Genomic DNA, 13,462 nt, shown 5'->3' on the forward strand with positions numbered 1-13,462 from the left:
CATTAAAATGAAATATGATTAGCTGAAAAGAGAATCCACAAACTCACGCTTGCGGAAAACCTGAAGATCATCTATGCCTTCACCGATACCAATATATTTGACAGGTATCTTAAACTGATCCGATACGCCGATCACAACACCACCTTTGGCAGTTCCATCCAGTTTTGTGATGGCCAGTGCATTAACTTCTGTTGCCAGGGTGAATTGTTTGGCCTGTTCAAAGGCATTTTGTCCGGTTGAACCGTCAAGAATGAGCAGAATTTCATGTGGCGCACCCGGAACAATGCGGTCCATCACCTTTTTCACCTTACTCAACTCATTCATCAGGTTTATTTTATTATGCAAGCGGCCGGCTGTATCAATAATCACAACATCGGCATTCTGTTGTTTGGCAGACTGCAGGGTATCGAAAGCCACTGAAGCAGGATCAGCACCCATATGTTGCCTGACGACAGGTACATCTACCCGTTCTCCCCAAATTACAAGCTGTTCTATTGCCGCTGCCCGAAATGTATCCGCAGCACCTAAAATAACTTTCTTTCCCTGTTTTTTAAACTGATAAGCTAACTTCCCGATGGTTGTTGTTTTTCCAACACCATTTACACCAACCACCATAATCACATATGGGTGATCGGACTCCGGAAGTTCAAACGCTTCACCGTCTCCTGTTTCATTTTCTGACAGTAAATCAGAAATTTCATCCCTCAGTATTTGATTTAACTCATCAACGCCAAGGTATTTATCTTTTTGCACACGCGCCTCAATCCGTTCAATTATTTTAAGTGTTGTTTCCACCCCCACATCTGATGTAATCAATACTTCCTCCAGATTATCAAGTACTTCATCATCCACCTTAGACTTTCCTGCTACAGCACGCGAAAGTTTTTTGAACACACTTTCCTTGGTTTTTTCCAAACCTTTATCCAGCGTTTCCTTCTTTTCTTTAGAAAATAATCCGAACAGAGCCATGTGAAATAGTTTACTGAATTATTGAAGCGTAAAAGTAAAAAAAAACTTCCCTTTTTGGGGGAAGCTCTTTGTATTATTAAGAATAATAATTATTTCTTAAAAAAATCCTTAACCAAGTCGTTAGGAACAATTTCTTCTTTGAAAGAATAAGCTCCGGTTTTATCGGATTTTACCATTTTAATTACTTTGGCATGACCTTTACCGGCTCCTTTCTGTAACGATGCTACTGCTTTCTTAGCCATAACTCAATTATTTTATTTCTTTATGAACAGTTACTTTTTTTAGGATTGGATTGTACTTTTTAAGTTCCATCCTCTCCGGAGTATTTTTACGGTTTTTTGTTGTAATGTATCTTGAAGTTCCAGGCATACCGCTTTCTTTATGCTCAGTGCATTCAAGAATAACCTGTACTCTGTTTCCTTTCTTAGCCATTGTTCTATCTCCTCAATTAAATATTTTTAGCTACTAAACCTTTTTCTTTTGCTTCTTTCAGCGCTTTATTCAAACCAATTTTATTGATTGTGCGTAAACCTGAAGTAGAAACCCTTAAAGTGATCCAACGATCTTCTTCCGGGAGATAAAATCTTTTATTGATCAGGTTAATATCGAACCGTCTTTTAGTTCTTCTTTTAGAGTGTGAAACATTGTTTCCCACCTGTGCTTTCTTCCCTGTTATCTGACAAATCTTTGACATTTCGCTATGCTTTTATATACGTTTTTCAAACAGTGCGCAAAATAAGCAATTATTTTCGATATAAGCAAAATTTATTTTCCATAAAATTTAATGCTTTTACGCTTCATTTCAAGGGTTTAATCATTTTGATCACAATTTCTGCAGTCCGGAATTGATAATCTAAAACAAAAACCGCACATAATCATCTGTCCTTCAGCTCCTTTATCAACACATCGCATTCTCCGTCCAGAAGAGACTTAAACGTCTGTGCATCCGCTGTCTTTCCCTCATAGAGGCCATAATGGAAAGGAATTGCAACCTTAGGTCCAATATCTTTTATAGCTTCAGCAGCTTCTTCCACACTGTTCATCGTATAGGTCTGCCCCAGAGGCATAAAAGCAATATCACAATCTATGGATTGCATAGCAGGAATACGTTCCGTGTCTCCGGGATGGTATATCGAAAAACCATTGTATGATATGATGTAACCGACCCAATTATTGGCCTGCGGATGAAAACTGGTTTTGACCACATTATAAGCTGGAACAACTTTAACTCCAATACCATCCAGATCAAATTCATCACCGGGTTTCACAAGAACAAGATTTTCAAAACCACCTTCTTTCAGCTTACTTTCGCATGTTTCAGGTGCTACAATCAACACGTTATTCCCGTTCAGCTTTGCAATTTCATTCACGTCCAGATGGTCGCCATGACTGTGTGTGATAAAAACAACATCAGGAGTATCATTACCGGGTAGCCTGAACGGATCAACATACACCGTTTTATTGCCAAACGGGATTTTAATTGATGCCTGACCAAACCAGTCTATTTTTTTAGCAAAATCCATTGTCTCTTTTGCTGATTTCTGACTAAAACCTGTCAAAGAAATCATTAGCATTAAGACAAAGCAAACAACTCTGTTGTTCATTTCATACTTTTTAAATACTTGTATAACTCACTATCGGTAGACAATATCACCGATGTTTCACCATCAAACGTCTTTTCGAACGTTTCCATAGACTTCATAAAAGCGTAGAGTTCACGTGAGCTGCTGTTTTTATTATAGGCTGTTGCATAGATTGCGGCTGCTTTGGCATCCGCCTTACCTTTTATTTCCTCGGCTTCCTTAAACGCTCCGGACTGTATGGTTTGCAGTTCCCTCTCCTTCTCTCCGTTTATCCGGGAGGCTTCTCCCTGACCTTCAGACCTGAATTTATCTGCAATCCTGTAGCGCTCACTTTTCATTCGCTCATATACCTGGGTTCTTACTTCTTCGTTGTAATTGATCCGCTTAAACCTGAAATCCAGAATTGCTATTCCAAGTTCGGTGGCCAGCTTATTTGCTTCCTGAAGGATCATTTTCTCAATCTTTTCTCTTCCTACAGTAATGTCCATCAATGAATCGCCAACGAGTTCCCCGATAATACCGGAAGACTGGGGCTTGCGATTACTGTTTCTTACGGCTTCTTCAATATTGTTTTTCGCGATATAGTCCCTGGTTTCACCATCCAGAATATCATCCAGCCGTGACTGAGCACTGCGTTCGTTATTGAAACGTTTAAAAAACTGCAACGGATCTGTTATCTGCCAGCGTGCATAGGTATCCACAAAAATATACTTCTTATCCTTGGTGGGAACCAGATCAGGATCACCATCCCATTCCAGAAAGCGCTTATCAAAATAATTAGCGGTCTGTATAAACGGCTTTTTAAATTTCAACCCGGGAGTCAGAACAGCTTCTCCAACCGGCTTCCCAAATTGCGTGATAACAACCTGCTCGGATTCCTTAACGATATAAACACTTCCAGCAAGTAAAATCACTGCCACAATTAAAATTACGGATATAAATATTAGCTTTTTCATGATTTCTTATTTTGCAGGTTGAGAGTTTGACATTTGCATCTGTAAGAGCGGAAGAACATTATTACCCTTATCATCAGTAATAATTTTCTTACCCAGTTTTGGAATCACATTCTGCATGGTTTCCATGTAGATCCTGCGTTTTGTTACTTCGGGTGCTTTAATATACTCTGAATAAAGGGCATTGAAACGAGCCACATCACCCTGCGAATTATTTACTCTTGCAGTGGCATAACCTTCTGCTTTCTGAATGGTCTCTTCGGCCTGCCCCTTAGCCTTAGGGATAACCTTATTATACTCTGACTTTGCCTGGTTAATCAGCGTTTCTTTTTCCTGCTGAGCTTCGTTTACTTCATTAAACGCATCTTTTACCGGTTCCGGTGGATTTACATCCTGTAAAACTACCTGATCAATTTCAAATCCTAAAGCGTATTCTTTGCAAATTTGCTGAACAAGGGCTTCAACTTTACTCGAAATTTCTGTTCTACCTACAGTCAAAACCTCATTCACCGTTCTGTCCCCGACTATCTGTCTCATTGCAGCCTCAGAAATATCCCGTAACGTGGTTTCCGGATTCCGGACTTTGAACAGATAATTGTAGGGATCATTAATTCTGTACTGAACCACCCATTCCACATCGGCAAGATTAAGATCGCCGGTTAGCATCAGAGCCTCATCCCTCACACCAGATCTGGTATATGTCGATCTGACATCGGCCTTTACGGTTCTGAACCCAAATTCCTGCTTTAACTGCCGTTCTACCGGTACCTTATACAGTTTATCAATAAGTGGGAGTTTTACATTCAAACCGGGTTCCACGGTTCGCTGGTATTTACCGAAACGAACGATTACACCAACTTCTTCGGTGTTAATCTGAAAAAATGTCCCAAAAAGAAGTATAAGCAATACTATTGCTGCTACGCCATACTTTACTAACCTGAGTATGTTTTTAACATCCGGCTTCTGGGATCCTAAATCATTAAAGTTAATCTGTGCCATAAAATTTATTTTCCTGTGATAGTGTGATATTTTAATTTATTATTTGCTTAAAACAAAGGATTGATACTTTAGCTTTATTCGGTAGAATTAGAAAACGGATGCATTTCTTTTCCTTTTTCAGCAGCCTGTCATCCTACCTCCGCCATACTAAAAATATATTTAAAAACGCTTAATCAGTTTTTTGGGTTTTATGCGTTAAATCACCGTTCCTGCAACACAGCAACAGCATCTACCTCCACAAGTACACCTAACGGCAGGGTTTTAACAGCTACAGTAGCTCTTGCCGGAGCTGTGGATTCATCAAAAAAGGATGCATAAACCATATTGAAAGCTTTAAAGTTATCCATATCTGATAAATAACAGGTCGTCTTAACCACATCATCAAATCCGGCTCCTGCCTCCTTCAGTACCTGACCCAAATTAGTCATAACCTGCCTGGTTTGATCTTCTATGCCACCTTCCACAACAGTCATTGATTCCGGATGAAGACCGATTTGTCCGGAAGTAAATATCATACCACCAACTTTAACAGCCTGAGAATAAGGCCCTATTGCTTTGGGGGCCTGCGATGTTGAAATAATCTCTTTATTCATAAAAACTCAATTGGGGTTCCAAGGTAGTGAAATTTAAGGGATTTAACTTAAAAAACAATACGATGATTTAATTGAACGACACGGATTATTAAGATACAGGCAGTACAATTGAAATTACCCGGATACGGACAACACTTTAGCTCCCTTAATCTTTTGGCGTTTAATCTCCAGTAATGCTTCATTAGCCTTATCAAAAGGATATACCGTAACTTCTGCTTTAAGTGGTATATCTGCTGCTATATCTAAAATTGCTTCCAGATCCGATCCTGCCACATTCGCAACGGATTTAATTTCTTTTTCCATCCATAAATGTTTCTCATAGCTTATCTTTCCCATCAGATCAATATCGTGATCCTCCTTTCTAATAGCATTTATTACCAGCCTTCCACCCGGTCTGAGGCATTCAAGTGCGGATATCACCGGTTTCCAGACCGGTGTAGTGTCGATAATAGCGTGCAGCTGCTCCAGAGGCTTATCCGAAGTATTTCCGGCCCATTTACAGCCAAGATCAAGCGCAAATTTTCGTTCCTCAGGATTACGGGCAAAAACAAATACATCAGAATCAGGATATTGATGCAGAATCATTTTTAATACTAGATGAGCAGAAGCCCCAAAACCGGTTAATCCAATCCTGTTTCCATTGCTGATTTTACTCAATGCCACAGATCGAAAGCCAATGGCCCCGGCACACAGTAGTGGCGCAGCCTCACTGTCTGAGAGCATATCAGGGATTTTATGAACACTTTGTTCAGGCACTTTCATATATTCTGCATATCCTCCATTCCGGTCGCGACCTGTTGCCAAAAAATCTTTACACAGGTTCTCATTTCCCGATTTGCAGTATTCACAGTGTCCGCAGGCCGAATAAATCCAACCTACACCTACCCTGTCACCTAACTTAATATCTTTACGTATACCCCGGTGTTTTTCTATTATGCCTACAACCTGATGCCCCGGAACAACGGGTAAATCGGGAGGAGCAGTCCGCCCTTCTATTTCATCCAGTTCTGTATGGCAAATTCCGCATACCTTTACTTTTAACAACACCTCTCCTTTATCAGGTTCCGGCCTGGGGAGTTCTTTCATCGTCAGCGGAACATCATCTCCAGACAGATCTGTGATTTTATCAATTACCCAGGCTTTCATATATTGGATTTTAAGAGACATAAAATGTAATGTACTGTAGAAGCTATGCTTTAAATTTAAAGATAATATCAGTAGAAATCAAAAATGTGTTTTCAGATATAACAATTCTTAAAATATTATAAAAACTAATTTATATCGTGCGCGATATATAATTATGTCTTACATTTGTGTCGCAAACGATACAATAAAACATACTTAAAATGGACGCACAATTTTATGATTTTAAGGCTAAAAGCCTTCAGGGAAAAGAGATAACGATGGACAGTTACAAGGGAAAGACGGTATTAGTTGTCAATACAGCCAGTAAATGCGGGTTCACCCCACAGTTTGAAGGTCTGGAAAAAATGTATGAAAAGTACCGGGAGCAGGGGCTGGTTATTCTGGGTTTCCCTTGTAACCAGTTTGCAAATCAGGAACCGGGAGACGAGCAATCCATAGCTGAAGGATGCATGGTGAATTATGGGGTAACCTTTCCAATGTTTTCTAAAATTGATGTCAATGGAGAAAACGCACATCCATTATATAAATATTTGAAATCTGAGTTGGGCAGTGTTCTTGGAAGTAAAATAAAATGGAATTTTACGAAGTTCCTGATTGATAAGGATGGAAAGCCGGTTAAACGATTTGCGCCGGTAACCAAACCGGAAAAGATAGAGCCCTACATAGAAAAGATGCTGAAATAAAAGTTATTTCAGCATCTGGTCATGAATTTCGGTTTAAACCAATATTTTTGCAGACTCAATATCCGGATGTGATATGAAATACGAACAGCTAAAACTAAGTAACCAGATTTGTTTCCCGGTGTATGCCGCATCAAGGCTTATCATCAGGGAATACCAGCCATACCTGGACAAGCTTGGTATTACGTACCCACAATATCTTGTTCTAATGATATTGTGGGAACAGGATGGAGTAACGGTTAACGAGATTGGTTCAAAGCTTATATTGAACACCAATACGGTAACACCCCTGCTGAAACGTATGGAAGTAATGGGACTGTTGTCCCGTGAAAAATCGACATCAGATGAACGAAAGGTGATTGTTAAACTAACATCCAAAGGTAAGTCAATGATGGAAGCAGCTTCAGAGATTCCTGAGAAGCTTGTGTCGAATACCGACATCTCCACCATGGATATTGAGGATCTCATTGATCTCAAAAATAAACTATACGAAGTGATTGATGTACTTTCTAAAAAACAACCATTAAATGCAAGACACTAACTATTCTATTCTCTTTTTACTGGCGCTGGTAGTATTTATTATTAATCTCCCGTTTGGCTTCTGGCGCGGAAAGACAAAAAAATTTTCTTTTAAATGGTTTCTGTTTATCCATCTTCCCATTCCGGCGATTATTTTATTAAGAATTTACAGTGGCGTAGGTTTTGCATTTATAACTTATCCTGTGCTTTTGACATCCTTTTTTATGGGGCAGTTTGTCGGACGGAAGTATATTACAAGCCTTATTTCCTGCAAAAAATAGGTTTATTTCTAAATTTGTCTGACAAATTCACCGACACCGGTGAGCACCATTTGAACACCTATGGTTGCCACAATAAGCCCGAATATCCGGATCAGTGAATTCATAAGGTTGAGTTTATTCAGTCCGTTACCTATTTTACGTGCATATTGCATAAAGAAGAAGTTTATAAATAATGCTGCGATAATTGAAACCACAGTGACAGTATAGCCGTAATGTGCGGGGAATGTTACAGCTGCGGTTATGGTTGCCGGACCCGCGATCATAGGGATTGCTATCGGAACAGCGGTAATGTCTTTAACAGATATGTTTTTATCCAGTTTTATAAACTCGCCACGCTGTAAGCCCTGAATACCATTATAAAACAACACAACGCCACAGGTAACCTGAAATGCATAAAGCTGGATATGGAACACATAATTAAACACAAATTGTCCCAAAGCCAGAAAAAACAAGAGAATGACCATAGCTGTTATGGTTGATTTTACAGCTATGTATTTTATGGACTGATGATCGAACTGGTTTTGAAGCGTATTAATCACAAATACCTTGTGTACCGGATTGACTAAGGCAAAAAATGCTACAAAACAACTTAAAAAGAGATTAAGGCTAAATCCGTCCATCGCAAATTACTTTTGTTTTCATTCCTGTAGAGTGACACTTTTACATCCGGAAATGACATACAAATTTTATGTTATTTTGCGATAATTCCTAAAAGCAGATGTTATAAATTTTTAAATCCAAAAGAATCAGCACATCCCGTTATTATTTGCAGATTCTTTGGGAACCTGTTGAAGAGAATCCCAGTGTTCCACAATTTTTCCGCGTTCATCAAAACGGAAGAAATCCATAGTAATATATTCTTCATTGCCCGGCCACACCTGATGTGTATGGAGGGCTACGAGGTCACCTTCTGCCACACTTCGTAAAAAACTTACTGACTTTTCGGGATACTCCTTTTTCATTCGATTAAAATACCTGATAAAACCTTCCGGTCCATCTTCAACGGCCGGATTGTGCTGAATATACCTTTCACCCACATAGAGTTTTACTGCAGTTTCCGGATCACCATTAAATGCCATCCTGTAAAATGCCATCGCATTTTCTTTGTTTTTGTTTTCAATCATATCAGTTTCGTTTAACCTCATTGTATTAAACAAATCATACCGGAATAGTTTCAGAGCGGACCGGGAATACCCTTATTTGATTCAATTGCAACATAAGTTCAATGAAATGTAACATGGCATTACAGCGTTTTAATAAGCAAAATTTACCCTGTCAATAGCGTTTATCCTCTTTCACCAATATAGAGCTGAAACGACAAATGGATATTAAAGGATTACTGTCAATTCCTCTTCCCCATTTGTCAGATAATACGCTACAAATGTCATGGGTTCTGTATCTGAATAATTATCAAAATGGACGATTGGAGTTTCAGCCGGTTCATAAAAGGCTTCTCCGGCTTTCAGAACCTGTGGGTTCTCCCCTTCAACCTGAAGCAGACAGGAGCCGGATACAATTTGTCCGACTATCGGGCAGGGATGACGATGATATGGTGCCTTCTGGCCTGCCTGAAATTCAACTTCCATAATTTTTACCACCGAAACATCCCGTTTGCCGATATCAACATTCAACAATCCTTTTCTGCTGATGGTGCTTTGATCATTCTTTTCCATTACTGTCTGATTTTGAATTATAAATTCTGTTCATAATGCCAACTCAATTCAATTAGAACATGCCTGATAATACGGCCAAGTCATAAGTTATATAACATAAACAGCCCCAAAACGTTGATAAAATCAATATTTGTTAACGTGATGGTTATTGTAAATGTGTAGACAATTTTACTTTTCCCAAATACCAGATAATATGAAAGGTTTGTATTTAGATATGAGTGCGACTAAATAATAAGCTTAATCCATACAGCAGAAGAACTTTTCAACTACAATTTAAATAAAAAAGGAAGATCGCAGGAATTCATAGTACAGATATCTATAGCTGGATGAGTTTATTAAGGCGATTACAGGCCAGAAGCAAATGGATTGTTTTAGAAAAAAACAATTTACAGATTATGCATCCTGTCAAACCAAATATTAGAGCAGAAAATTAACATAAATCTACATTAAATATCCAAACATTAATCGCATTGTTTTCATTTCTGATTTTTATCCATCCCAGCACCTTAGAGACCCTTTCAGATTGTACATCTTCATTCCGGTATACAAGACCAAGCTTTACAAAGTCACCTTTTTGATCAATTATTTTGAGTAGTTTTCTTCCTTTTTCAGATCGGGACAATACAATACATTCCGATTCTAAATCCGGCATAGAATAAACTTTTCTTTGATCAACCTGAAGCATATCAAAAATTGAAAGAAAACAGTCATCAGTTTTAAGCTCATTAAAATACTTAATACTGACATAAAACCTGCTTTCCAATTGATACCTACTGATCCAGGCTTCAGATTTATTTTCAATATCATATACGATCTTAATATAATCTTCATTTTGATCAATAATTAAATACCGGTAGTTCGATATTGCAGTATCCAGGGGTGGATGATATCCGAAATTGCTAAATGGTTTACTGATTCTTAAATCCAAAACTGTTGTTTTTTTAAAATTATCATCGAATATATCCAGATCAATACCTCTTTTTATGCCCGAATTAAGTGTTAGTATTCCAGTCCCTTTTTTTAATAAATCTGTGGGAAGATTATCTTTAGTCACATAAAACTTTTCCCAGGGAGCATCTGAGAATATATTCATCTGAATAAAAACAATACAAAAAAGAATTAATGCTGTTTTTTTCATTTTATTTTTTCAGTTCAAATCCAATATAACCTAATCATTTAATGACAACTATAATTTGTTGCCAAATCATATATAAATGTGTTAAGTTTAATTATCTATATTTTAACAAGCAAACCTCACTATTTAATTTCAACATATACAAGTCCAGGTATTTAACTCAAAAATCAACGTTTATTCCAAGTGAATAAACCTCTGGTCGCGGATAACTGTAATAGTCTGTTCCATCAGCCACTTCAGGATCTCGTCCGCTGTAACTGGTTAAAGTCAAAACGTTTTGTGCCGAGAAATACAGGTCAATTGTATATCTTTTCAGAACCGGTTCAAATTTATAGCCAATGCTAAAATGGTCCAGTTTCAAGAATGATGCGTTTTCAACAAAGTAATCACTGCTAAACTGGCGTTTAATAAAGTTGGTGCTACTTAAAGAAGTGCTTTGATTTTTCCAGTAATCAATTGGGTATATCTGATCGTATGATGAACCTGCAGAGAACTCATTATAAACATAATTACCAAGATGAATACGGGAACCAAAGGAGATATCCAGGTTTCTATAGTTGAACTGACAGGACAATCCCATCAAATACTCCGGTGCCGGATTTTTATATATGTACCTGTTATCAAGATTATTAACATTAGCTCCTTCACCGGTGAAGTCAACATACAAACCTTCAATGGGATTTCCATTATTATCATAAACCTGCTTATTCAAATAATAGGAAAACACAGGATATCCAACCCTGGTAACCTGTTTGGTTCCTGTAAGTCCACTTCCGTAATATATTTCATCAACAAAACGGAATGCATTGGAATACAAACTCCTGACCGTATTGCGATTATGTGACAAATGAAATCCTACAGTCAAATCAATGTTTTCTTTTGATAAAGGTTTAAGAAATAAGGCACAACTGTAACCAGTATTCTCTATGCTGCCACTATTTGTCAGAAACGAATTTGAATAATTACTAACCCTTGGTATATTAACTGAAATCAATAAATTTTCAGATGATATTTTATAAGTACTGAAAGTTCCGCTGATACGATTCTTAATAAGTCCAAAGTCCATACCAAGCGTTAATTGTTTAATACTTTCATATAAAGTATAATGTTCAGTGTTAGCATCATTATCCAGATTCAGGGGACCATAACCAAGTTTTAATTTCAAGCCGGAAACAAAATCTGAATTTTTCAGAAAAGCCTCTTCTTTAATCTTCCAGGCTAATAATAAGGATAACGTGTTATGTCTGTATGGAAAACGAGAATTAGCATAACTGTTAACGATGCAGGAAAGTAAATATTTATCCATCAGACTATAATTCAATCGGCCAAACAGAAGTGATTTGTAATTTTCAGTCCAATATATTGATTCGTACGGATAATATGTTTCGTTTGTTTCGTCTACATTACTACGGATGTAACTGGAATTTCCTTTTTTTGCATGGTTCCAAAAGAAACCAGCCATAGCGCTGATTTCACTTTTAATAGGTGTGAAATACTTTCTGTATTTTAAACTGAAGCCCAACTGATCATTATTGTTGGTAAAAGAGTAATCGGATAAACGTCCGGTATATGGTTGCGTTAGCATTACCGGAGAAGTTACCGGTCGGTTATCATATCCGTCTGTTTGTGAATGATCTGCTCCAAAATTCAAGCTTACCTTAAACTCATTGTTTTTGCTATTTTTAAAAACAGGCAGCCTGTAATCAAGCTGAATGTAGGCCATAAATCTATTATTTACCGATTTATGGTCCGCTTCCAGTATCTGTTCCAAGGGATTAGGGGTGCCTAAAAAAGCGTCGTAGTTTTCCCACTGAAAATAACCGTTTGAATTTACATTGCCATCCATAATCAGTTGAGTTGGATCCATAGATATGGCTGAACCAATCGCATTAACATCACCATGGTTTTGGTTCGCTTTCAAACCTTTGATATTTATATTTAGTTTCAGATTATCTTTTAAAAATGATGGATGCACATCAAGAGAACCTATAAATTTTTCCTGCCCTGTATTTTTTAGAACCCCGTTCTGGTTTACATATACCAGTGATATTCTATATGGAATTTTTCGTGCCCCTGAAATTGACAGATTATGAATCTGTGATATGGTTTTTCTGAATATCTCTTTTTGCCAGTTGGTATTTGCGGAACCAATACTTCCCATAGCTTCAGGTTCATATAAATCTTTGTGGTTCTGAATGATCTGTCGGAACTCATCACCACTGTATACATCAACAAAATCACCAGGCGTTGAAAAGGCAAAATTAGTCTTATAACTTATCCTGAGCTTATCCCCTGAATGTGCCTTTTTAGTGGTAATTATAATAACACCATTATTTGCTTCATAGCCATAAATTGCTGCAGCAGAAGCATCATTTATATACGTAAAACTTTCTATGTCATTCGGATTAACGATTGAGAGATCAGCATTGTACATAATGATATTATCGACTACCATCAATGGGGCATTGCTTTCATATAAACTTGTTGTGCCTCTATTGAGTAAGGTGGAACTGCCTCCCGGAATACCATTAGAGGTGATCTGCAAACCCGGTATTCTGCCAATTATCAGTTCTTCCGGTGAAATGAAAAAACCACGATCCGATTGATGCGGATAAAAAACAATACCGGAATCAAAACCATCGTTTTTTGAGCCAAATTCGTAAAAGACATTTTTCTTTTCTGAAGCCTGATTTATCAAGCTATCCGCTTTGTTTAATAAGCCATTCCCGGACTGACTTCTTACAGGAGATGAGATACCTAAAACAAAGCAAATAACAGCAAGTGTCTTACATAGAAGTAATTTCATTGTTTAATTTTATTGATATCAGAATCCGTGATTTCAACATCTGACCAACACGTCGTAAACCAGGCAAACAAACATGATATTATTTATTCATTCGACAATTTCCGAACTTGTCATTTTTCAAACAG

General features: G+C 37.6%; 17 protein-coding genes. 3 read left to right on the top strand and 14 right to left on the bottom strand.

Going from position 1 to position 13,462, the window contains the following annotated elements; translation table 11 throughout:
* Nucleotides 1–18 precede the first annotated feature (18 nt).
* The 9 genes from ftsY to ACE1EF_RS03430 all read right to left on the bottom strand — a co-directional run bounded on the left by ftsY (nucleotide 19) and on the right by ACE1EF_RS03430 (nucleotide 6,243).
* A complete protein-coding gene (ftsY, locus tag ACE1EF_RS03390) occupies nucleotides 19–969 on the bottom strand; it encodes a signal recognition particle-docking protein FtsY (RefSeq protein WP_375719207.1) in 951 nt (316 codons plus the stop codon).
* Between the two features lie 89 nt (nucleotides 970–1,058).
* Entirely contained in the window at nucleotides 1,059–1,211 is a 153-nt protein-coding gene (locus tag ACE1EF_RS03395) for a DUF4295 domain-containing protein (RefSeq protein WP_375719208.1), read from the bottom strand.
* A gap of 7 nt (nucleotides 1,212–1,218) precedes the next feature.
* Nucleotides 1,219–1,401 carry a 50S ribosomal protein L33 gene (gene rpmG, locus ACE1EF_RS03400; protein ID WP_375719209.1) on the bottom strand — a complete coding sequence of 61 codons (183 nt, stop codon included), beginning with the start codon at nucleotides 1,399–1,401 and terminating at the stop codon, nucleotides 1,219–1,221.
* 16 nt (nucleotides 1,402–1,417) lie between these two features.
* A complete protein-coding gene (gene rpmB, locus ACE1EF_RS03405) occupies nucleotides 1,418–1,663 on the bottom strand; it encodes a 50S ribosomal protein L28 (RefSeq protein WP_375719210.1) in 246 nt (81 codons plus the stop codon).
* 181 nt (nucleotides 1,664–1,844) lie between these two features.
* Nucleotides 1,845–2,573 (bottom strand): MBL fold metallo-hydrolase, encoded by a 729-nt coding sequence (locus tag ACE1EF_RS03410; RefSeq protein ID WP_375719211.1) that lies wholly within the window; start codon nucleotides 2,571–2,573, stop codon nucleotides 1,845–1,847.
* Complete coding sequence (gene hflC, locus ACE1EF_RS03415; protein WP_375719212.1) at nucleotides 2,570–3,508, bottom strand: protease modulator HflC; 939 nt, start codon at nucleotides 3,506–3,508, stop codon at nucleotides 2,570–2,572. The genes ACE1EF_RS03410 and hflC overlap by 4 nt, the downstream gene beginning before the upstream one ends.
* A gap of 6 nt (nucleotides 3,509–3,514) precedes the next feature.
* Complete coding sequence (gene hflK, locus ACE1EF_RS03420; RefSeq protein ID WP_375719213.1) at nucleotides 3,515–4,504, bottom strand: FtsH protease activity modulator HflK; 990 nt, start codon at nucleotides 4,502–4,504, stop codon at nucleotides 3,515–3,517.
* A gap of 200 nt (nucleotides 4,505–4,704) precedes the next feature.
* The gene (locus ACE1EF_RS03425) at nucleotides 4,705–5,097 is read right to left on the bottom strand and encodes a RidA family protein (protein WP_375719214.1); all 393 of its coding nucleotides are present in this window, start codon (nucleotides 5,095–5,097) and stop codon (nucleotides 4,705–4,707) included.
* Between the two features lie 114 nt (nucleotides 5,098–5,211).
* Complete coding sequence (locus ACE1EF_RS03430) at nucleotides 5,212–6,243, bottom strand: zinc-dependent alcohol dehydrogenase family protein (RefSeq protein WP_375719215.1); 1,032 nt, start codon at nucleotides 6,241–6,243, stop codon at nucleotides 5,212–5,214.
* 200 nt (nucleotides 6,244–6,443) lie between these two features.
* Here ACE1EF_RS03430 and ACE1EF_RS03435 point away from each other — a divergent pair, with 200 nt between their 5' ends.
* The 3 genes from ACE1EF_RS03435 to ACE1EF_RS03445 all read left to right on the top strand — a co-directional run bounded on the left by ACE1EF_RS03435 (nucleotide 6,444) and on the right by ACE1EF_RS03445 (nucleotide 7,723).
* Nucleotides 6,444–6,926: a glutathione peroxidase gene (locus ACE1EF_RS03435; protein ID WP_375719216.1), complete on the top strand. Its 483-nt coding sequence runs from the start codon at nucleotides 6,444–6,446 to the stop codon at nucleotides 6,924–6,926.
* A gap of 73 nt (nucleotides 6,927–6,999) precedes the next feature.
* Complete coding sequence (locus ACE1EF_RS03440; RefSeq protein WP_375719217.1) at nucleotides 7,000–7,464, top strand: MarR family winged helix-turn-helix transcriptional regulator; 465 nt, start codon at nucleotides 7,000–7,002, stop codon at nucleotides 7,462–7,464.
* Entirely contained in the window at nucleotides 7,451–7,723 is a 273-nt protein-coding gene (locus tag ACE1EF_RS03445) for a hypothetical protein (protein WP_375719218.1), read from the top strand. Before ACE1EF_RS03440 ends, ACE1EF_RS03445 begins: the two co-directional genes overlap by 14 nt.
* Before the next feature lie 8 nt (nucleotides 7,724–7,731).
* Here ACE1EF_RS03445 and ACE1EF_RS03450 read toward each other — a convergent pair whose 3' ends face one another.
* The 5 genes from ACE1EF_RS03450 to ACE1EF_RS03470 form a co-directional block, all read right to left on the bottom strand.
* Nucleotides 7,732–8,343: a MarC family protein gene (locus ACE1EF_RS03450; protein WP_375719219.1), complete on the bottom strand. Its 612-nt coding sequence runs from the start codon at nucleotides 8,341–8,343 to the stop codon at nucleotides 7,732–7,734.
* A 126-nt stretch (nucleotides 8,344–8,469) separates the two neighbouring features.
* Nucleotides 8,470–8,847, bottom strand: coding sequence for a nuclear transport factor 2 family protein (locus tag ACE1EF_RS03455; protein ID WP_375719220.1), 378 nt, complete (start codon nucleotides 8,845–8,847; stop codon nucleotides 8,470–8,472).
* A 204-nt stretch (nucleotides 8,848–9,051) separates the two neighbouring features.
* Nucleotides 9,052–9,396 carry a cupin domain-containing protein gene (locus ACE1EF_RS03460; protein WP_375719221.1) on the bottom strand — a complete coding sequence of 115 codons (345 nt, stop codon included), beginning with the start codon at nucleotides 9,394–9,396 and terminating at the stop codon, nucleotides 9,052–9,054.
* Nucleotides 9,397–9,826: 430 nt separating this feature from the next.
* Nucleotides 9,827–10,534, bottom strand: a complete 708-nt coding sequence (locus tag ACE1EF_RS03465; RefSeq protein WP_375719222.1) for a hypothetical protein — start codon at nucleotides 10,532–10,534, stop codon at nucleotides 9,827–9,829.
* A 157-nt stretch (nucleotides 10,535–10,691) separates the two neighbouring features.
* Complete coding sequence (locus ACE1EF_RS03470; RefSeq protein ID WP_375719223.1) at nucleotides 10,692–13,337, bottom strand: TonB-dependent receptor plug domain-containing protein; 2,646 nt, start codon at nucleotides 13,335–13,337, stop codon at nucleotides 10,692–10,694.
* Nucleotides 13,338–13,462 lie beyond the last annotated feature (125 nt).

Origin of the sequence: Quyinboa sediminis, assembly GCF_042219855.1 — a bacterium.
Taxonomy (GTDB): Bacteria; Bacteroidota; Bacteroidia; order Bacteroidales; family UBA5342; genus JBHJHP01.